Below are 20,697 nucleotides of genomic sequence, written 5' to 3'. Positions count from 1 at the left end.
AGCGAGCCTGCTCGCGAAAGCGGTGTATCAGCCAACATCAATGTCGTCTGACACTCCCTCTTCGCGAGCAGGCTCGCTCCCACAAGGCGTTTTGCGCACTTTAACCGATCAGCGTTGCGCTGCGGGTACGCCTTGTGGCTCTGCTTCAGCCTTGGCGGCTGGTGCTGGCGGGTTCGCCGGCCAGGCTTTCAGGTCCAGGTCCAGATCCGGGAATTTGCTCGAATCGAATACCGGTGTGGTGATGCCTGCGGCGCGCTGGTCATCGTAGTCACGCAGGATGCGCATGCCGACCTTGAACAGCAGGAACAAGGCGATCAGGTTGACGAACGCGAGCATGGTCATGGTGATGTCGGCGAAGGCGAACACCGTGCCGAGGTTTTCGATGGCACCCCAGAAAATCAGGACCAATACCAGTGCGCGATAGCCCATCAGCGCCTTGCGGTTTTCACCGATCAAAAAGCGCAGGTTGCTCTCGCCCAGATAGTAGTTGTAGAGGATCGAGGTGAACACGAACAACGCCAGGGCCACGGAGATGAACATCCGGCCCCAGTCACCGACCACGGCGGCCAGCGAGTTCTGGGTCAGGGCAATGCCGTCGCCTTCGAAGCCCGGAGTGTAGAAACCCGAGAGCAGGATCAGCAGCGCGGTGCAGGTGCAGATCACGAAGGTGTCGAGGAACACGCTGAACGCCTGCACCACACCCTGTGCCACCGGGTGCTCGACCGCCGCGACCGCCGCCACGTTCGGCGCACTGCCAAGGCCCGCTTCGTTGGCGAACACGCCACGCTTCACGCCCATGATAATCGCGCTGCCGATCAGCCCGCCGAAAGCCTGGTCGAGGCCGAAGGCACTCTTGACGATGGTCATCAGCATGCCCGGCACCTGGTCGAACTGCAGCACGATCACATAAATGGTCACGCCGATGTACACCAGGGTCTTCACGGGCACCAGCAGGTCAGCGACCTTGGCGATGCGCTTGATCCCGCCGATGAACACCAGGCCCAGCAGTACGGCCAGGCCGATGCCGGTGTAGGTCGTGTCCAGGCCGAACGCGTTGTTCAGCGAGTGCGTGACGGCATGGGATTGCAGGCCGTTGAAGGCGAAGCCGAAGGTGATCAGCAGCAGAAACGCCATGATCATCCCCAACCAGCGTTTTTGCAGGCCATGCTGGATGTAGTAGGACGGGCCGCCACGGAACGTGCCATCCGAATCGGTGCGTTTGTAAAGCTGGCCGAGAGAGCATTCGAAGAAGCTGCTGGACATGCCGACCAGTGCGGTCACCCACATCCAGAACACCGCTCCCGGCCCACCGAGGGTCACGGCAATGCCGACACCGGCAATGTTGCCTGCACCGACGCGGCCGGCGAGGCTGAGCATCAGGGCCTGGAATGAACTGAGTTGCCCGGCACTGCTTTTGAGACTGTCGCGGAACACCGCGAACATGTGGAAGAAGTGACGCAATTGAACGAAACGCGAGCGGATCGTGAAGTAGCTACCGAGCCCGACAATGAGCCCGATCAGTACTTTCCCTGAGAGGAAGTCGTTAATGACTTCGAGCATGGATTATTCCTCGCTGTTTTTTGTGTAGGCAAATGCTGGCCGGGTAGACGCATCGAGTTACACCCCTTGGCGCACGGCACTAAGGGCGGTTCGAAGTTCGTCCCGGTTTCATATCGCGGGTTTGTTATTAGTTCGGGTTTCGCATGGGTTGTGGTCTCGCTACCGACGACCGCTCACGCGAAGAGGGGCGGCACTATACCGATGACAGTGCCGTCCGTCTGCACGGTTGTGGTGCATTCGTCTCCTGTAGGAGCGAGCTTGCTCGCGAAAAACTGAAGGGCAACGCTGGCCATCAGGTTTAACGCGTTATCGTTAACGATCATTCGCGAGCAATCGAGCGTCGACCGGCTGCTCCTACAAACAGTTAAAAAAAAGGGCCTGGAGAGTGATCTCCAAGCCCTCAAAAGGTGAGAGGTGTCTAGTCCCTCGACCTGGTGAGCGGTGCTACAGATAACGCGTCGGGTTATGCCTTCAGAGGCACCAGGCGCGGAGCAATCATGTTTTCCGGGCGCAGGATGTCGGCGAGCATGGCTTCGTCGAGCAGACCTTCTTCGCGCACCAGTTCCAGCACGCCGCGGCCGCTTTCAAGGGCGATACGGGCGATGCGGGTGGCGTTTTTGTAGCCGATGTACGGGTTCAGTGCGGTGACCAGACCGATCGAGTGCTCGACCAGTTCACGGCAGCGCGCTTCGTTGGCGGTGATGCCGACGATGCAGTGCTCGCGCAGCATGTCCATGGCGCGTTGCAGCAGGCGGATCGAGTCGAGGATCTTGAAAGCGATCAGCGGCTCCATCACGTTCAGTTGCAGTTGGCCGCCTTCGGCTGCCATGGTCAGCGCCAGATCGTTACCGATGACCTGGAACGCAACCTGGTTCACGGCTTCCGGGATCACCGGGTTGACCTTGCCTGGCATGATCGAGCTGCCTGGCTGACGTGCTGGCAGGTTGATTTCGTTGATGCCGGTGCGTGGGCCGCTGGACAGCAGGCGCAGGTCGTTGCAGATCTTCGACAGCTTGACCGCAGTGCGCTTGAGCATGCCGGAGAACAGCACGAAGGCGCCCATGTCGGAGGTGGCCTCGATCAGGTCGGCGGCTGGAACCAGCGGTTGACCGCTGATCAGGGCCAGACGCTGTACGGCCAGGGCCTGATAGCGCGGGTCGGCGTTGATGCCGGTGCCGATCGCGGTGCCGCCCAGATTCACTTCGGTCAGCAGTTCCGGAGCCAGCGTCTTCAGACGGGCCAGGTCTTCGCCCATCGTGGTGGCGAAAGCGCGGAACTCTTGACCCAGGGTCATCGGCACGGCGTCTTGCAACTGGGTACGACCCATCTTCAGGACGTGGTTGAATTCTTCACCCTTGGCCGCGAATGCCTGAATCAGGCTGTCGAGGCTGGCGAGCAAGGCGTCATGACCGAGCAGCAGGCCCAGACGGATCGCCGTCGGGTAGGCGTCGTTGGTCGACTGCGCCATGTTGACGTCGTCGTTCGGGTGCAGGTACTGGTACTCGCCTTTCTGGTGACCCATGGCCTCCAGCGCGATGTTGGCGATCACTTCGTTGGCATTCATGTTGGTCGAAGTGCCAGCGCCGCCTTGAATCATGTCCACCACGAACTCTTCGTGGAAGTCGCCGCGGATCAAACGTGCACAGGCTTCGCTGATGGCCGCGTGCTTGGCTTCGCTCAGGTGACCCAACTCGCGGTTGGCGTCAGCGGCGGCCTGTTTGACCATGGCCAGGCCGACAACCAGTTTCGGGTAGTGCGAAATCGGAACGCCCGAAAGGCGGAAGTTATTCACCGCTCGCAGGGTCTGGATACCGTAATACGCTTGAGCCGGTACTTCGAGAGCGCCAAGCAGGTCATTTTCTGTGCGGAATGATGCAGCGGAGGACATGATAGAAATCATCTCAATATGGACCCGGTCTGTGCCGGAACGCTGTGAATGCTAGGCTTGTGCAAAATTTTGGGCCAATGCTGTTAAACACTAGCCTATGCACATTCGGCATAATGCCCGTGTGACGCCGTGTTGACGGCAAGCGTGTGACCTAAATTGGTGCGTGTCCGGGAGGACGTGATGAATCTGGAAAGCAAATGGCTGGAGGACTTTAGTGCCCTGGCCGCCACCCGCAGTTTCTCCCAGGCAGCCGAGCGGCGTTTCGTGACGCAGCCTGCGTTCAGTCGGCGAATCCGCAGCCTTGAGGCTGCGCTGGGGCTGACCTTGGTCAACCGCTCCCGCACGCCGATCGAGTTGACTGCGGCAGGGCAATTGTTTCTGGTCACTGCGCGAACTGTGGTCGAGCAATTGGGTGAAGTGCTGCGTCACCTGCATCACCTGGAAGGCGGGCAGGGCGAAGTCATGCAGGTGGCTGCCGCGCACTCCCTGGCGCTCGGTTTCTTTCCGCGCTGGATCGCCCAACTGCGCAACGAAGGCTTGAACATCGCCACGCGCCTGGTCGCGACCAACGTCGGCGACGCGGTGCATGCGCTGCGCGAGGGCGGTTGCGATCTGATGCTGGCGTTCTACGACCCGGATGCGGCGATGCAGATGGACCCGGAAATCTTCCCTTCACTTCACCTGGGGCACACCGAAATGCTTCCGGTGTGTGCGGCGGATGCCGATGGCAAGCCGCTGTTCGATCTGGAAGGCGAAGCCAGTGTGCCGCTGCTGGCCTACAGCGCCGGTGCGTTCCTCGGTCGTTCGGTGAACATGCTGCTACGGCAACGGGCGCTGCGTTTCACCACCATTTACGAAACTGCCATGGCCGACAGCCTCAAGAGCATGGCGCTCGAAGGCCTGGGCATTGCCTGGGTGCCGCAGCTCAGTGTGCGCGCCGAATTGGCGCGCGGTGAACTGGTGGTCTGTGGTGGGCCGCAATGGCATGTACCGCTGGAGATTCGCCTGTATCGCTGTGCGCTGGTGCGCAAGGCGAACGTGCGGTTGTTGTGGCGCAAGTTGGAGGGCGGGGCGGCTGGCTCGGCTTCGTGAGAGTGTTTGTGGCAACTATCGCAAGGCGACTGAACTTATGAAAAGCGATTTAGATAATTGCGAATATTTTCCCTGTTCTTGTCGCTGAAGCGGTAAACGTTTCCACGAGCAAGAGAAAACTCATCGCTGAGCATGATTGTGTCGTGCCACCAGCCGTCATAGACAACTTCACTGTCTTCGTGGGTCGCGCCAAGCATATGACCTATTTCATGTGCGGGAGTTCGGTAAGAGCCGATCGACGCGATTGCGCAATGACCTTCAAACATGGCAACTCCGCCTATCCACCCGAGAACTCCGCCGAGCTGTTCGTTGATGTTGTCTCGGGTCAGCAAGAGATACTTGGTGAGATTCGCTTCATCACGGTCCCTGTTTGAAGTTTTTGAATACAAGTCGTGTACCAGATCTCTCCAGCCTTGTAGTGCGGCTTGTTCATTCTCATTTCTATAGTTGTATCCGGCCAGTTTTGGAGCCTCGTCATGGTGGTACATTAAAATCAGGACTTCACGTCCCGAGATGAGTTCGAGTTCGGTTTTAAGCCAGGCAAAGTAATCGGCGTATAATTTGTTTTTTTTACAATCCTGTAAATCGCTGTGAATGATGACCATTATGGTGATTGTTTTTTTCATATCTGTTGAACTCCATGTTTGATTAAGATTTTCTGCCCTTTGAAGCTAAATTTTCTACAGATTTTTAACCAGTTATAGTTTGTTTTTTAATATTTAAAAGCTCAAGAAATCGGAAGCTAATGGTGATGAAAGTTACGAAGTTTATTGAAGTAAGCAATCAAGCACGTTGTGACATCCCGGAATCTAATGGTTGACTTGATAGTCAAGATGCATGGAATTCTCGATGGCATGACAGATGGTCGCCACGGGGGCTGTTTATCTGCGTCATTGAGGTATACTGCGCGGCCTTCGGCCGGTTACGACCGGCCATAATTCGTACATTCAAGCCACGCTTTTTGCGTGGCTTGTTGTTTTTTGACGCGCCTGCGGGCGCCCAGAGAGAAGAGGCACGACGATGAGTGCACTGGTTGGCGTGATCATGGGCTCCAAGTCCGATTGGTCCACCCTTAGCCACACCGCCGATATGCTGGAAAAGCTCGGCATCCCTTACGAGGTGAAAGTGGTCTCTGCCCACCGCACCCCGGACCTGCTGTTCCAGTACGCTGAAGAAGCCGAGGCGCGTGGCATCGAGGTGATCATTGCCGGTGCCGGTGGCGCGGCCCACTTGCCTGGCATGTGTGCGGCCAAGACCCACCTGCCCGTGCTGGGCGTGCCGGTGCAGTCGGCGATGCTCTCGGGTGTCGACTCGCTGCTCTCCATCGTGCAGATGCCTGCGGGCATTCCGGTCGCCACCCTGGCCATCGGCAAGGCCGGCGCGATCAACGCAGCGCTGCTGTCGGCGAGTATCCTTGGCGCCAAGCACCCGCAATTCCACGCGGTGCTGAAAACTTTCCGTGCTGAGCAGACAGACAGCGTCCTGGAAAATCCAGACCCACGCATCGCCTGAGGTTGTTGACGATGAAGATCGGTGTAATCGGTGGCGGCCAGCTTGGTCGCATGTTGGCGCTGGCGGGCACTCCGCTGGGCATGAACTTCGCTTTTCTGGACCCGGCGCCGGATGCTTGCGCAGCCGCGTTGGGCGAACACCTGCGAGCCGATTACGGCGATCAGGATCACCTGCGCCAGCTGGCCGATGAAGTCGATCTGGTGACTTTCGAGTTCGAAAGCGTCCCGGCGGAAACCGTCGCGTTCCTCTCGCAATTCGTCCCGGTCTACCCAAGCGCCGAAGCCCTGCGCATCGCCCGCGATCGCTGGTTCGAGAAGAGCATGTTCAAGGACCTGGGGATTCCTACCCCGGCGTTCGCCGACATTCAGTCCCAGGCCGACCTGGACGCTGCCGTGGCTTCCATCGGTCTGCCGGCGGTGCTGAAAACCCGTACCCTGGGTTACGACGGCAAGGGTCAGAAAGTCCTGCGCACTGCGCAAGATGTGGTCGGTACCTTCGCCGAGCTCGGCAGTGTGGCCTGCCTGCTGGAAGGTTTCGTGCCGTTCACCGGCGAAGTCTCACTGATCGCCGTGCGTGCCCGCGATGGTGAAACCCGCTTCTACCCGCTGGTACACAACACCCACGACAGCGGCATCCTCAAGCTGTCCGTGGCCAGCACCGATCACCCGCTGCAAGCCTTGGCCGAAGACTACTCCAGCCGTGTGCTCAAGCAGCTGGATTACGTCGGCGTGATGGCCTTCGAGTTCTTTGAAGTCGACGGTGGCCTCAAGGCCAACGAAATTGCCCCGCGCGTACACAACTCCGGGCACTGGACCACCGAAGGTGCCGAGTGCAGCCAGTTTGAAAACCACCTGCGGGCCGTTGCCGGTCTGCCGCTGGGTTCGACTGCCAAGGTTGGCGAAAGCGCGATGGTCAACTTCATCGGTAAAGTGCCAGAGACTGAAAGAGTCCTGGCTATCGCCGATTGCCATCTGCATCACTACGGCAAGGCATTCAAGGTCGGTCGCAAGGTCGGTCACGCCAACCTGCGTTGCGTAGATCGCGAGACGCTGGCCGCGCAGATCCTCAAGGTCGAGGCGCTGATCGCCGAATAGTTTCATGTGGCAGCGGTGGAACCATTGCGATTGCACCGTTCTCTCATGGCAGGATGCCAAAGTCTGACTAGGCTTTGGCATAACCACTCCATATTGAGGGAAATGCCATGGGAATTATCGGAACCATCTTTATCGGCTTGATCGTCGGTCTGCTGGCGCGGTTTCTGAAACCGGGCGATGACAGCATGGGCTGGATCATGACGATCCTGCTCGGTATTGGCGGTTCGCTGGCGGCCACTTACGGCGGCCAGGCATTGGGCATCTACCAGGCTGGTCAAGGCGCAGGCTTCATCGGCGCGTTGGTAGGTGCGGTGGTGCTACTGGTGATCTACGGCCTCGTCAAAAAGAGCTGATTGAAGCGACAAAACCCTCTCTGCGCGGCGTGCGGAGAGGGCTAGAATGCTCGGCGTTTTCTGTTCTTCCCTTTACCGAGCACTTTCATGCGCCGTCTTTTGCTGACTCTTGTTTTACTGGGTTCGGGCTTTGCCCATGCCGGCGAACTGCCGGAAACCGACTGGCTCGAATTGATGCCCAAGTCGGATCAGAAGGCCCTTGAGGCCATGCCTGAAATCGACCACAACTCCCCTGAAGCCAATGGCACTTTCACCGACAAGGGTGGAATGAAACAGGCCAAAGGCTTGCCGGCAGTGATGTACTCGACCAAGACCGTTGCGTCGATGAACGACAAGAACATCCGCATTGGCGGTTATCCAGTGCCATTGGAATCAGATGCCAAGGGTCGCAGCACGTTGTTCTTCCTGGTGCCGTACCCGGGCGCCTGCATCCACGTGCCACCACCGCCGCCCAATCAACTGGTGCTGGTGCGTTATCCAAAAGGCCTGAAGCTGAACGACATCTACACACCGCTGTGGGTCACCGGCACGCTGAAAATCGAGAAGGTCAGCAATGACCTGGCCGATGCGGCATATGCGCTGGATGCGGAGAAGGTCAGAGTGGTGAAAGAGTCGGATTTGTAAACAAGGTTTCAGTCTGACCCCAATCAACGTGGGAGCGAGCCTGCTCGCGAAGGCGTCATGTCAGGCGACATTCATGCCATCTGACACTTCGAATTCGCGAGCAGGCTCGCTCCCACATTGGTTTTCGGTGTTGCTTAGAGCGAGGCGCTGGCGATGCTTACACCCAAGGTGTGGCTCGCCCCAGGCTTGAGGTTCACCACATCACCCATCACGTTCGCCGTCTCGATGCACAGCATGCGCTGCCAGCCGTCGTCGGCCATGTCACTGAATGCAGCGGCGCGGTCGATCCACGGGTTCCAGATCACCGCCGTACGCGACCCACTGCTGGTCAGTACGATGCGTCGTTCCCAGGCCGGATCGACGATGCTCAACTGTGGCGGGACGTCGAGGTAGATGCGGTCGGTCTCGCCGGTAAAATGCAGGTCACCGGCCTGGGTAACGGTTTTCCAGTTGTCCAGGGTTTCGATGTAGTTGAGTCCGTCCACACCTTCGACATGAACTTCGCGCACATCGCTGACAGCAAAGTAACTGTGCAGCGCCTGGCTGATGCTGACGGTTTCAGCACCCCGGTTGTGGCTGGTCAGATGAATGTGCAATTGCTCGTCGAGGCGAATGCTCAGCGTCAAGTCCACCTGGTGCGGCCAGCCGGGAAAGCCGCCTTCGGGGTAGGGCAGGAGGAACTCGACCTTCAGGCCTTCGCCTTCGGCTTCGATGCCGCCCAGTTCCCAATCCATCGCTCGCACGAAGCCGTGAGCCGCCGGTGCTTCCTTGCTGACGCGCATGGCCTGGACACTCTGCGGATTGCGCGACAGGTTGCCGAACCACGGCCAGCACACCGGCACGCCGGCACGGATGCTCTTGCCGGTCTTGAACACGGCCTCGTCGTTGAGCCAGATCAGCGGCGGCTGGCCAGCCAGTTGATAGCTGAGGATGTGCGCGCCTTGCTGGGCTACCAGTAATTCGGCCTGACCGTGGCGGATGCGCCAGCAGTTCAGTTCATCCAGCTTTACGGCTTCAACATTGGGCGTGCTCATGGGACAGCTCTCGATCAGTAACGTGGACGACTATCGACCGCAAAACGGCTACCAGGTTTAAAAGCGCTTATCGAGCCCTGGGCGGAACCGAACGGGTGCGGCCGCTGCCGTCGATGGCAACGAACACAAACACCGCTTCGGTTACTTTACGCCACTCGCTGGACAGTGGATCGTCGCTCCAGACCTCGACCATCATCTTGATCGAGCTGCGGCCGATTTCCAGCGCCTGGGTATAGAAGGAAAGCTGCGCGCCCACCGCCACCGGAACCAGAAACGCCATGCGGTCGATCGCAACGGTGGCAACGCGCCCGCCGGCGACCTTGCTGGCCATCGCGGTGCCCGCCAAATCCATCTGCGCCACCAGCCAGCCGCCGAAAATATCGCCAAAGCCGTTGGTTTCGCGAGGGAGCGCGGTGATTTGCAGGGCCAGGTCGCCTTGCGGGATCGGATCTTCTTGTTCGAGCTCTATCATGCCGGGGGGGCCTCTGACCCGTGACTCTTCGTTGGTATTGCTGGTGGTAGCCGTCTTCGGGAAAAACGATTCAGCACCGAACATACTACGTTCGTCACGTTTTCCATAAGGCGCCTAAAGGGAAACTCTGCGAAATCGCCTATGAACCTGACAGGCGTTTTCGCACAGCAACCCCTCAAAAACCGGAGTATGGCTGCGAGTATATCGGTCGGTAGACTCCACGACGACCGTCCGGTTCTCATTTTGACCGTCAAAAACGCACCTCTATGTGCTTTTTCGAACAATTTGCTATCGTGCCGGACCTGCCCAAACCTCCGCCAGCGTTGTTGAGGTGGCAGATCCGACTATAAGAGAAGCCCTTGCCATGACCACAGCGCCCTCGAGCATCGCGCAGCCAGACCAACCCGCACGTCCGCTGACCCGCAGCGACTACAAGACTCTATCGCTGTCTGCCCTGGGCGGTGCGCTGGAGTTCTACGACTTCATCATCTTCGTGTTCTTCGCCACGGTGGTGGGCAAGCTGTTCTTCCCGGCGGACATGCCTGAGTGGCTACGCCTGATGCAGACCTTCGGCATCTTCGCCGCCGGCTACCTGGCACGGCCGCTGGGCGGCATCGTGATGGCGCACTTCGGCGACCTGCTGGGTCGCAAGAAAATGTTCACCCTGAGCATTTTCATGATGGCGGTGCCGACGCTGATCATGGGGTTGCTGCCGACTTATGCGCAGATCGGCATGTGGGCACCCATCCTGTTGCTGTTGATGCGGGTGATCCAGGGCGCCGCCATTGGCGGTGAAGTGCCGGGGGCGTGGGTCTTCGTTTCCGAACACGTTCCGCCGCGGCATGTCGGCTACGCCTGCGGCACCCTGACCAGCGGTCTGACGGCGGGCATCCTGCTCGGCTCGCTGGTCGCCACGGCGATCAATAGTCTCTATACCCCGATGGAAGTGGCGGATTACGCCTGGCGGATTCCGTTCCTGCTTGGCGGCGTGTTCGGCCTGTTCTCGGTGTACCTGCGTCGCTGGCTGCACGAAACTCCGGTGTTCGCCGAGCTGCAACTGCGCAAGGCCCTGGCCGAAGAGGTGCCGTTGCGGGCGGTGCTGCGTGATCATCGTGGTGCCATCGCCATTTCAATGCTGCTGACCTGGCTGCTGTCTGCCGCCATCGTGGTACTGATCCTGATGACCCCGACCGTGTTGCAGACGGTCTACCATTTCTCGGCTACGACCGCCCTGCAGGCCAATAGCGTGGCGATCGTATTCCTGAGCTTTGGCTGCATCATCGCCGGCGCACTGGCGGATCGCTTCGGTGCGGGACGGGTCTTCGTGTTCGGCTGCACTGCATTGCTGGCCAGTTCCTGGACCTTCTATCACAACCTGGCCGATCACCCCGACTGGCTGTTCCCGATGTATGCGTTGACCGGTCTGCTGGTCGGCACCATCGGCGCGGTGCCGTATGTGATGGTCAAGGCGTTCCCGCCAGTGGTGCGTTTCAGTGGTCTGTCGTTCTCCTACAACGTCGCCTACGCGATTTTCGGCGGCCTGACGCCGATGATCGTCAGCCTGTTGCTCAAGGAGAGTGCGATGGGGCCTGCTTATTATGTGGCGGTGTTGTGCGGGGTCGGGATTCTGGTAGGTGCATATCTCTGGAAAAAGGGCCGCTGATAGCGAACGATCGCAACACTCCTCACATCTACAGTTACAACTGAAAGGCCAGCCTTCCTGGTGGAGTGCTGGCCTTTCATCCAATTGTCATATTTCAGCCATAGAGTGTTCACACGGCCTGCTGATACTTGGCCCCGACTTAACACACCCTATCTGCTAGGAGTAAGGCATGAAACTGAAGCGTTTGATGGCGGCAATGACTTTTGTCGCTGCTGGCGTTGCGACTGCCAACGCGGTTGCCGCTGTTGACCCTGCTATCCCGAGCTACACCAAGACCACTGGTGTGTCGGGCAACCTGTCCAGCGTCGGCTCCGATACCCTGGCCAACCTCATGACCCTCTGGGCTGAGAACTACAAGAAAGAATACCCGAACGTAAACATCCAGATTCAGGCCGCTGGCTCTGCCACTGCGCCACCTGCGCTGACTGAAGGCACCTCCAACCTGGGCCCGATGAGCCGCAAGATGAAGGACACCGAACTGGCTGCCTTCGAGCAGAAGTACGGCTACAAGCCAACCGCTATCCCGGTTGCCGTGGACGCCCTGGCTGTATTCGTACACAAGGACAACCCGATCCAGCACCTGACCATGGAGCAGGTTGACGCGATCTTCTCGTCCACTCGTCTGTGCGGCGCCAAAACCGAAGTCAAAACCTGGGGCGACCTGGGCGTGACCGGCGACCTGGCCAACAAGCCGGTTCAACTGTTCGGTCGTAACTCGGTATCCGGCACCTACGGCTACTTCAAGGAAGAAGCACTGTGCAAAGGCGACTACAAGCCTAACGTGAACGAGCAACCAGGTTCGGCTTCGGTCGTACAGTCGATCAGCTCCTCGCTGAACGGCATCGGTTACTCGGGCATCGGCTACAAGACCGCTAGCGTGAAAACTGTTGCCCTGTCCAAGAAAGGCAGCACCGAGTTCATCGAAGACACCGAAGAAAACGCCCTGAACGGCAAGTACCCGCTGTCGCGCTTCCTGTACGTTTACGTCAACAAAGCCCCGAACAAGCCTCTAGCTCCGCTGGAAGCCGAGTTCGTGAAACTGGTTCTGTCGAAACAGGGCCAGGAAGTTGTAGTGAAAGACGGTTACATCCCACTGCCGGCCAAAGTAGCTGCCAAAGCTCTGGCTGACCTGGGTCTGGCGGAAGGCGGCGCTGAAGTCGCAAAAAAGTAACAAATTGAGTCCGAGGTGAACCCCTCGGACTCACATGGGGGCGGCAGGAGCCGCCCCCATACACCTCAAATTCTCTATCCACTGCTGGTTACCGCTAGCGGCGGATTTGTTGCGTCACTGCATTGTCATCTTTCTGTCATACAGGATCGCTAGGGTGTGCGCATGAATGATCTGGCCAATTCCAACATGACTACTAATCCCCCCAAGCGAATTGACTTCAATACGCCTGAGCTGCAACGCAAGCGCCGCATTCGCGCGCTCAAAGATCGCCTGACCCGCTGGTACGTCCTCGTTGGCGGCCTCGCTGTGCTGGGCGCAATCACCTTGATCTTCTTCTTCCTTGCCTACGTCGTCGCGCCCCTGTTCCAGGGTGCCAGCCTGACTGCCAAGGACGCCATCACGCCAGCCTGGATGCAAGACGCCGGCAAGCCGCTGATGATCTCTCTGGAAGAGCAGAACCAGGTGGCCATGCGGGTTTCCGACAAGGGCCAGGCATTGTTCTTCGACATCGACAGTGGCGCCGAACTCAAGCGCGTCGATCTGCCGATTCCTGCCGGCACCACCGTGACCTCCATCGGCGAAGACCAGCCAGGTCATCCGCTGGTTGCCGTGGGTCTGTCCAACGGTCAGGCCCTGGTGTTCCGTCACACCTATAAAGTCAGCTACCCGCAAGGCAAGAAGACCATCTCGCCAGCGGTCGAATACCCGTACGGCGAAACGCCAATCGCGGTCAACGAAGCCGGCGGTGCGCTGGAGCACGTCAGCCTCAACGCCAACGATTCGACCCTGATGCTGGTTGGTGCCACCGGTTCGCAACTCAATGTTCTGTCGCTGACCAGCGAAGAGAACATGATGACCGGTGAAGTCACCAACGAGCAGAAGCGCATCGACCTGCCGCAGATGAACGAGCCGGTGAAGAACATCTTCGTCGACCCGCGTCAGCAGTGGCTGTACGTGATCAACGGGCGTGCCCAGGCCGACGTGTTCAGCCTGCGCGACAAGAGCCTCAACGGTCGCTACAAGCTGCTTGAAGACGGTGAAGCGCAAGTCACCGCCAGCACCCAGCTTGTGGGCGGTATCTCGCTGATCGTCGGTGACTCCAAAGGTGGTCTGGCCCAGTGGTTCATGGCCCGCGATCCGGATGGCGAACAGCGCCTGAAGCAGATCCGCACCTTCCAGATGGGCACTACGCCTATTGTTGAAATCACTGCCGAAGAGCGCCGCAAGGGTTTCGTTGCCCTCGACGCTTCCGGCAAGCTTGGCGTATTCCACAGTACTGCCCACCGCACCTTGCTGGTGGAGCCGGTTGCAGAAGGCCAGGGTATTTTCGGTCTGTCGCCACGGGCCAACCGCGTGATCGTGGAAGCCGGCGGCAAGTTGCAGCCGCTGCTGCTCGACAACCCGCACCCGGAAGTGTCGTGGAGCGCGCTGTGGAGCAAGGTCTGGTACGAGAACTACGACGAGCCTAAATACGTCTGGCAATCGACCGCCGCCAACACCGATTTCGAACCCAAGCTGAGCCTGTCGCCGCTGACCTTCGGTACCCTGAAAGCCGCGTTCTACGCCATGCTGCTGGCCGCTCCACTGGCCGTTGCCGCTGCGATCTACACCGCGTACTTCATGGCCCCTGGCATGCGCCGCAAGGTCAAGCCGGTGATCGAATTGATGGAAGCGATGCCGACGGTGATCCTCGGCTTCTTCGCCGGTCTGTTCCTCGCGCCGTATGTGGAAGGGCATTTGCCGGGCATCTTCAGCCTGCTGATGCTGCTGCCGATCGGCATCCTGGTGGCCGGCTTCACCTTCAGCCGCCTGCCTGAGTCGATCCGCCTGAAAGTCCCGGATGGCTGGGAAAGTGCGCTGCTGATTCCGGTGATCCTGTTTGTGGGCTGGCTCTCGCTGTACATGAGCCCGTTCATGGAGAACTGGTTCTTCGGTGGCGACATGCGCATGTGGATCTCCCACGACCTGGGCATCACCTACGACCAGCGCAACGCCCTGGTGGTCGGCCTGGCCATGGGCTTCGCGGTCATCCCGAACATCTACTCCATCGCCGAAGACGCCGTGTTCAGCGTACCTCGCGGCCTGACCCTGGGCTCCCTGGCCCTTGGTGCCACGCCGTGGCAGACCATGACCCGCGTGGTGATCCTCACCGCCAGCCCGGGCATCTTCTCGGCGTTGATGATCGGCATGGGCCGTGCGGTCGGTGAAACCATGATCGTGTTGATGGCCACCGGTAACACTCCGGTCATGGAAATGAACCTGTTCGAAGGCCTGCGCACCCTGGCCGCCAACGTCGCGGTGGAGATGCCCGAATCGGAAGTCGGCGGCAGCCACTACCGCGTGCTGTTCCTCTCGGCGCTGGTGCTGCTGTTGTTCACCTTCGTCATGAACACCCTCGCAGAACTGATCCGTCAGCGTCTGCGCAAGAAATACTCGTCGCTTTAAGCAAAGGTAGAAGTCTGTGAAACAGAACTCCCTGAAAGGATGGTTCAAGAGCGGCGCCCCCGGCGTCTGGATCAGCGGTGGCGCGGTGTCCATCGCGGTCATCATGACCATTGGCCTGCTGGCGGTGATTGCCGTGCGCGGCCTGGGTCACTTCTGGCCGGCGGATCTGATCCACGCCAGCTACGACGTACCGGGCCAGGGCCAGCACCTGGTCATCGGTGAAGTGGTGCAGAAGGAAGAAGTGCCCCGTGCCCGTCTGAAGAGCGCCGGCTTACCGGTGCCTGAGCAGGGTCCGGAGTTCATGACCCGCGAGCTGATCAAGGTCGGCAACCGTGACCTGAACGGCAACGACTTCACCTGGACCGTCGGCGAGTGGCTGACCAACCAGACGACACCACCAGAGCTGATGGCGATCGAGCGTCGCGAGTGGGGCAACTTCTACGGTTACCTGGTCAACGTCAAACAGGATGGCAAGGTCATCGCTGAAGGCGAAGCCGCATGGCCTGAGTTGCAGGCCCGTGTCGACCGTGTGAACAAGCTGGCTGCACAGCTCAAGAGCCTGGAAAAAACCGACATCGGCGCGATCAACGCCGGTCTCGAGCGTATCCGCTTGCACGGTCGCAAGCTGGAGCTGGAGGGCAAACTCGACGCCACCGCGCAAGCGGACATGGAATCCGAGCGCGCCGAGCTCAATGCTCGCTATCAGGATGTTGAGGCGCGCCTCAGCGACCTGCATGCGCAGTTCAACCGCGACAGCCTGACCGCCCGCGATGCGAACGGTAAGGAAGTCGAAATCGGCATCGGCAAAGTGGTACATGCCTATCAGCCGAATGCCATGAGCACGACCACCAAGATCGGTTTCTACTTCAGCAAAGTCTGGGAGTTCCTGAGCGACGACCCGCGTGAAGCGAACACCGAAGGCGGGATCTTCCCGGCCATCTTCGGCACCGTGATGATGACCCTGATCATGGCGATGATCGTGACCCCGTTCGGCGTGCTGGCGGCGGTATACCTGCGTGAATACGCCAAGCAGAACACGCTGACCCGGGTGATCCGCATTGCGGTGAACAACCTGGCAGGTGTTCCGGCCATCGTTTACGGCGTGTTCGGCCTGGGCTTTTTCGTCTACGTGCTGGGCGGCTCGCTCGACCGCCTGTTCTTCCCGGAAGCCTTGCCGGCGCCGACCTTTGGTACACCGGGTCTGCTCTGGGCTTCGCTGACCCTGGCGCTGCTGGCGGTGCCGGTGGTGATCGTGGCCACCGAAGAAGGTCTGGCGCGGATTCCTCGCACCGTGCGTGAAGGCTCGCTGGCCCTCGGCGCGACCAAGGCCGAAACCTTGTGGAAGATCGTGCTGCCGATGGCCAGCCCGGCGATGATGACCGGCATGATCCTCGCCGTGGCCCGCGCTGCAGGTGAAGTGGCACCGCTGATGCTGGTGGGCGTGGTGAAACTGGCGCCGTCGCTGCCGGTGGACGGCAACTACCCGTACCTGCACCTGGACCAGAAGATCATGCACCTGGGCTTCCACATCTATGACGTCGGCTTCCAGAGCCCGAACGTCGAAGCCGCGCGCCCGCTGGTGTACGCCACGGCGCTGCTGCTGGTGCTGGTGATCGCCACGTTGAACCTGTCGGCCGTTTATATCCGTAACCACCTGCGCGAGAAGTACAAGGCGCTGGATAGCTGATCCCCTTGTAGGAGCGAGCTTGCTCGCGAAGACGGTACATCCGACACATTTTCTGTGCCTGAACGACCATCGCGAGCAAGCTCGCTCCTACAGAAAGAATTGTGTAACCGCAGGCCTTGGCCAGCGGCAACCGAACCGAATTTGTTAGCACAGGGAGCCTCCCATGCAGCACGAAGCACATACCCACGGCATCAACATGTCGGCCCTGGGTCGCGACAAGCAGAGCCTGAATCTCGAGCAGGAAACCGTGGCCATCGAAGTGCCGGGCCTGAGCCTGTTCTACGGCGAAAAACAAGCGCTGTACGACGTCAGCATGAACATCCCGAAACAGCGCGTGACCGCCTTCATCGGCCCGTCCGGCTGTGGCAAGTCGACGCTGCTGCGTACCTTCAACCGCATGAACGACCTGGTTGACGGCTGCCGTGTCGAGGGCGCGATCAACCTGTACGGCAGCAACATCTATCGCAAGGGCGAAGACGTGGCCGAGCTGCGTCGTCGCGTCGGCATGGTGTTCCAGAAGCCGAACCCGTTTCCGAAAACCATCTACGAGAACGTGGTCTACGGCCTGCGCATCCAGGGTATCAACAAGAAGCGCGTCCTCGATGAAGCCGTCGAGTGGGCGTTGAAAGGTGCGGCGCTGTGGGATGAGGTCAAGGACCGTCTGCACGAGTCGGCACTGGGCCTGTCCGGTGGTCAGCAGCAACGTCTGGTGATCGCCCGCACCATCGCCGTTGAACCGGAAGTGCTGCTGCTCGACGAACCGTGCTCGGCACTCGACCCGATCTCCACGCTGAAAGTCGAAGAGCTGATCTACGAACTGAAATCCAAGTTCACCATCGTGATCGTGACCCACAACATGCAACAGGCGGCGCGGGTTTCCGACTACACCGCGTTCATGTACATGGGCAAGCTGGTGGAATTCGGCGACACCGATACCCTGTTCACCAACCCGGCGAAGAAGCAGACCGAAGACTACATCACCGGTCGCTACGGCTAGCCGTACAGCCGCCAGCGCCAAGCTTCAAGCGGCAAACAAGAACAGTCCGGGTACGACACACATCAGCTTGCAGCTTGTAGCTTGCAGCTCACAGCTTTTGCGGAGCAGACAACATGATTTCTAAGGAAGGCCTTACACACCACATCTCCCAGCAGTTCAACGCCGAGCTCGAGGAAGTGCGCAGCCACCTCCTGGCCATGGGCGGGCTGGTCGAGAAGCAGGTCAATGACGCGGTGACCGCGCTGATCGAGGCCGACTCCGGCCTGGCCCAGCAGGTACGCGAGATCGATGACCAGATCAACCAGATGGAACGCAACATCGACGAGGAGTGCCTGCGCATTCTGGCCCGTCGTCAGCCGGCGGCATCGGACCTGCGGCTGATCATCAGCATTTCCAAATCGGTGATCGACCTGGAGCGCATCGGTGACGAAGCGACCAAGATCGCCCGTCGCGCCATCCAGCTGTGCGAAGAAGGCGAAGCGCCACGCGGTTACGTCGAAGTGCGCCACATCGGTGACCAGGTGCGCAACATGGTCCGCGACGCGCTGGACGCCTTTGCCCGATTCGACGCCGAACTGGCCTTGTCGGTGGCGCAGTACGACAAGATCATCGACCGCGAATACAAGACCGCCCTGCGTGAGCTGGCGACCTACATGATGGAAGATCCGCGTTCCATCTCGCGGGTTCTGAGCATTATCTGGGTGCTGCGTTCGCTGGAGCGTATCGGCGACCACGCGCGCAATATCTCGGAGCTGGTGATCTACCTGGTACGCGGCACCGACGTACGACACCTGGGCCTCAAGCGCATGAAGGAAGAAGTTGAAGGCACCAGTGGCGAAACCGCTAATGTTCCGGGCAAAACTGACGATAAGTAAGGTTGCCCAAGTAAAGCGCCCGGCCTGTTGGCCGGGCGTTTTTGTTTGTGGCACACGAATTCGAAAAGCAGCGCCCGCGAACGAAAAGTCCGGCGTGACTGAAGGTTTTTTGGCAAAGTGCCATCAGCAAAGCGGTATGCTGGCCGGGATTTTTTAAAGGGGTGATGGATGAGTAAGGTCAGTGTGTTGGTCGTGGACGACGCGTCGTTCATTCGTGACCTGGTGAAAAAGTGCCTGCGCAATTATTTCCCGGGCATGCGGATCGAAGACGCAATCAACGGCAGAAAGGCCCAGGCCATGCTGGCCAAGGAAGCATTCGACCTGGTCCTGTGCGACTGGGAAATGCCGGAAATGTCCGGCCTGGAACTGCTGACCTGGTGCCGCGAGCAAGACAACCTCAAAGCCATGCCCTTCGTGATGGTGACCAGCCGTGGCGACAAGGAGAACGTCGTCCAGGCGATCCAGGCCGGGGTATCCGGTTACGTCAGCAAGCCGTTCACCAACGAGCAACTGATCACCAAGGTCAAGCAGGCGCTGCACAAGGTCGGCAAACTCGATGCCTTGATCAATGTCGCCGCGACCAAAACCAGTCCTGCATTTGCTAACGACTCCCTCGCTGCCTTGACCGGTGGCAAGGCACCGGTTGCCACGCCAACAGCCGCGCCTGCACCTGCGCCGTCCAAGGGCTTGCTCAACAGTCCGCCGGTCAAGGCGCCGGCGGCCTCTTCGGCACCCACCAGTGGCCGTGGCCAGGGTCAACTGCGTTTGCCGAATGGCATTGCGCAATGCGTGATCAAGGCCTTGAGCCTCAAGGAAGCCCTGTTGGTGGTCAAGCGCACCGAGAGCCTGCCGCAGATCCTCGACAGCGCCGTGCTGGACCTGGAGCAGGGCGACAATGCCGAAGTCGCCCGCCTCAACGGCTACCTGCATGCCGTCGTGGCCCACGAACCGAAGCCAGACAGCGACTGGCTCCAACTGACCTTCCGCTTTGTCGATCAGGATGCGCAGAAACTCGATTACATCTCCCGCCTGATTGCGCGTGGTACGGCGCAAAAGCACTTCGTTCCTGGCGCTTGATATAGCGTTGCCTGCCAGTCCGCTTTCGCGAGCAGGCTCGCTCCCACATCTGGAATGCGTTCTCATGTGGGAGCGAGTCTGCTCGCGAAGGGGCCGACACAATTACCGTACATCTGCTGAACACCCATTCTGAAACATCTGTCGACTCCTCGGGTCCATTGCAGCTGCTAGGCTCAGACCCAGGTCCCCCTCAACAGAATTCTTGCCCATGTTCACGCGCCTGCTGTTTTTATGTGGCCTGTTCATGGTCGCCACCTCGGCCGTGGCCATGACCATCTACAAGTCCAAAGACGCCTATGGCGTGGTTTCCTACAGCGACCGCCCCAGCAAAGGCGCCCATGTGTTCGTCTTTCGCGATGGCATGGTCGAGCACCTCGAGCGTCAGGTGCGCCTCATCATCACGAAGAAGAACGGCGTGGACAGCGTGTACGTGCGTAATGACCTGTATGCGCCGGTAGAGGTCGAATTGAGTTTCGCCGGGGTGAAGAATGCCAGCGGGGTGCCGGGGCGAACGATTCGGCGCGTGATCCCGCTTCGCTCCAGCGTTCGCCTGGCGCAGCTCACGGCAACCAAGGCTGGACGGCCGCTCGCCTACGTTCCGAAGTTCACGTACTCCCTGGGCGACCCCTCAGGGCCCATGGTGGGCTATCGCTATCCATTGCCTTGGCGTGGCGGGCCGTTCCGCATCAGTCAGGGGGCCAATGGGCCCTACAGCCACTTCGGGCCCAAGAGTCGATACGCCATAGACATTGCGATGCCCGAAGGCACGCCGATCATTGCGGCTCGAGAGGGCGTGGTGGTGAAAACCGAAAATCGCCAGAGTGGCCGTGGCACCGATGCATCCGGCAATTTCGTGCGGGTGCTGCACGATGACGGAACCATGGGCGTTTACTTGCACCTGAAGAAAGGCTCGGTCTGCGTTCGGGAAGGTCAGCGGGTAAAGGTAGGCAGTGCATTGGCATTGTCCGGCAACACCGGCAACAGCACCGGGCCGCATTTGCACTTCGTGGTGCAGCGCAATACCGGGTTGGGGCTGGTATCGATTCCGTACCAGTTCAACCGGCCGGTAAGCGCGCTGCCCAACTTTGCGTTGGGCAAGCAGTGAGGTGTTGTCTGGTATGACGCCATCGCGAGCAGACTCGCTCCCACAGGT

The 20,697-nt window shown here is 59.7% G+C and carries 18 protein-coding genes; 13 read left to right on the top strand and 5 right to left on the bottom strand.

The annotated features are described in order from the left end of the window. Positions 1-108 precede the first annotated feature (108 nt). Positions 109-1,560, bottom strand: coding sequence for an alanine/glycine:cation symporter family protein (locus tag ACLD1X_RS11240; RefSeq protein ID WP_429367604.1), 1,452 nt, complete (start codon positions 1,558-1,560; stop codon positions 109-111). 463 nt (positions 1,561-2,023) lie between these two features. After that, positions 2,024-3,448 (bottom strand): aspartate ammonia-lyase, encoded by a 1,425-nt coding sequence (aspA, locus tag ACLD1X_RS11235; protein ID WP_003229645.1) that lies wholly within the window; start codon positions 3,446-3,448, stop codon positions 2,024-2,026. Positions 3,449-3,628: 180 nt separating this feature from the next. Between aspA and ACLD1X_RS11230 the strand changes: the two genes are divergently transcribed. Further along, positions 3,629-4,540 carry a LysR substrate-binding domain-containing protein gene (locus ACLD1X_RS11230; RefSeq protein WP_429367602.1) on the top strand — a complete coding sequence of 304 codons (912 nt, stop codon included), beginning with the start codon at positions 3,629-3,631 and terminating at the stop codon, positions 4,538-4,540. A 35-nt stretch (positions 4,541-4,575) separates the two neighbouring features. Here the strand turns inward: ACLD1X_RS11230 and ACLD1X_RS11225 are convergent, their stop codons facing one another. After that, positions 4,576-5,166, bottom strand: coding sequence for a reprolysin-like metallopeptidase (locus ACLD1X_RS11225; RefSeq protein ID WP_429367600.1), 591 nt, complete (start codon positions 5,164-5,166; stop codon positions 4,576-4,578). 394 nt (positions 5,167-5,560) lie between these two features. Between ACLD1X_RS11225 and purE the strand changes: the two genes are divergently transcribed. The 4 genes from purE to ACLD1X_RS11205 all read left to right on the top strand — a co-directional run bounded on the left by purE (position 5,561) and on the right by ACLD1X_RS11205 (position 8,123). Next, positions 5,561-6,052: a 5-(carboxyamino)imidazole ribonucleotide mutase gene (gene purE / locus ACLD1X_RS11220; RefSeq protein WP_007971731.1), complete on the top strand. Its 492-nt coding sequence runs from the start codon at positions 5,561-5,563 to the stop codon at positions 6,050-6,052. Between the two features lie 11 nt (positions 6,053-6,063). Next, on the top strand, positions 6,064-7,146 hold the full coding sequence (locus tag ACLD1X_RS11215; protein ID WP_429367597.1) for a 5-(carboxyamino)imidazole ribonucleotide synthase: 1,083 nt from the start codon (positions 6,064-6,066) through the stop codon (positions 7,144-7,146). A gap of 107 nt (positions 7,147-7,253) precedes the next feature. Next, a complete protein-coding gene (locus ACLD1X_RS11210) occupies positions 7,254-7,499 on the top strand; it encodes a GlsB/YeaQ/YmgE family stress response membrane protein (RefSeq protein WP_007971735.1) in 246 nt (81 codons plus the stop codon). 87 nt (positions 7,500-7,586) lie between these two features. Further along, complete coding sequence (locus ACLD1X_RS11205) at positions 7,587-8,123, top strand: DUF3299 domain-containing protein (RefSeq protein WP_429367595.1); 537 nt, start codon at positions 7,587-7,589, stop codon at positions 8,121-8,123. A gap of 134 nt (positions 8,124-8,257) precedes the next feature. Here ACLD1X_RS11205 and ACLD1X_RS11200 read toward each other — a convergent pair whose 3' ends face one another. Beyond that, positions 8,258-9,157 (bottom strand): D-hexose-6-phosphate mutarotase, encoded by a 900-nt coding sequence (locus ACLD1X_RS11200; RefSeq protein ID WP_429367593.1) that lies wholly within the window; start codon positions 9,155-9,157, stop codon positions 8,258-8,260. A gap of 67 nt (positions 9,158-9,224) precedes the next feature. Next, on the bottom strand, positions 9,225-9,629 hold the full coding sequence (locus tag ACLD1X_RS11195; protein ID WP_007942704.1) for an acyl-CoA thioesterase: 405 nt from the start codon (positions 9,627-9,629) through the stop codon (positions 9,225-9,227). A gap of 364 nt (positions 9,630-9,993) precedes the next feature. Here ACLD1X_RS11195 and ACLD1X_RS11190 point away from each other — a divergent pair, with 364 nt between their 5' ends. The 8 genes from ACLD1X_RS11190 to ACLD1X_RS11155 all read left to right on the top strand — a co-directional run bounded on the left by ACLD1X_RS11190 (position 9,994) and on the right by ACLD1X_RS11155 (position 20,649). Next, a complete protein-coding gene (locus tag ACLD1X_RS11190) occupies positions 9,994-11,292 on the top strand; it encodes an MFS transporter (RefSeq protein ID WP_429367591.1) in 1,299 nt (432 codons plus the stop codon). Positions 11,293-11,461: 169 nt separating this feature from the next. Next, positions 11,462-12,463 carry a phosphate ABC transporter substrate-binding protein PstS gene (locus ACLD1X_RS11185; protein ID WP_007992839.1) on the top strand — a complete coding sequence of 334 codons (1,002 nt, stop codon included), beginning with the start codon at positions 11,462-11,464 and terminating at the stop codon, positions 12,461-12,463. Positions 12,464-12,874: 411 nt separating this feature from the next. Further along, the gene (locus ACLD1X_RS11180; RefSeq protein WP_429367901.1) at positions 12,875-14,908 is read left to right on the top strand and encodes an ABC transporter permease subunit; all 2,034 of its coding nucleotides are present in this window, start codon (positions 12,875-12,877) and stop codon (positions 14,906-14,908) included. Between the two features lie 16 nt (positions 14,909-14,924). Further along, complete coding sequence (gene pstA, locus ACLD1X_RS11175) at positions 14,925-16,595, top strand: phosphate ABC transporter permease PstA (protein WP_429367588.1); 1,671 nt, start codon at positions 14,925-14,927, stop codon at positions 16,593-16,595. 163 nt (positions 16,596-16,758) lie between these two features. After that, positions 16,759-17,592 (top strand): phosphate ABC transporter ATP-binding protein PstB, encoded by an 834-nt coding sequence (gene pstB / locus ACLD1X_RS11170; protein ID WP_008018291.1) that lies wholly within the window; start codon positions 16,759-16,761, stop codon positions 17,590-17,592. A 113-nt stretch (positions 17,593-17,705) separates the two neighbouring features. Further along, entirely contained in the window at positions 17,706-18,467 is a 762-nt protein-coding gene (phoU, locus tag ACLD1X_RS11165) for a phosphate signaling complex protein PhoU (protein WP_007992846.1), read from the top strand. Between the two features lie 168 nt (positions 18,468-18,635). Next, on the top strand, positions 18,636-19,544 hold the full coding sequence (locus tag ACLD1X_RS11160; RefSeq protein WP_429367585.1) for a response regulator: 909 nt from the start codon (positions 18,636-18,638) through the stop codon (positions 19,542-19,544). A 208-nt stretch (positions 19,545-19,752) separates the two neighbouring features. Next, on the top strand, positions 19,753-20,649 hold the full coding sequence (locus ACLD1X_RS11155) for a peptidoglycan DD-metalloendopeptidase family protein (RefSeq protein WP_429367583.1): 897 nt from the start codon (positions 19,753-19,755) through the stop codon (positions 20,647-20,649). Positions 20,650-20,697: the final 48 nt, after the last annotated feature.

It is taken from the genome of Pseudomonas sp. 18173 (assembly GCF_050432945.1).
Classification (GTDB): Bacteria; Pseudomonadota; Gammaproteobacteria; order Pseudomonadales; family Pseudomonadaceae; genus Aquipseudomonas.
This window is presented reverse-complemented; position numbering and strand designations above follow the sequence as displayed.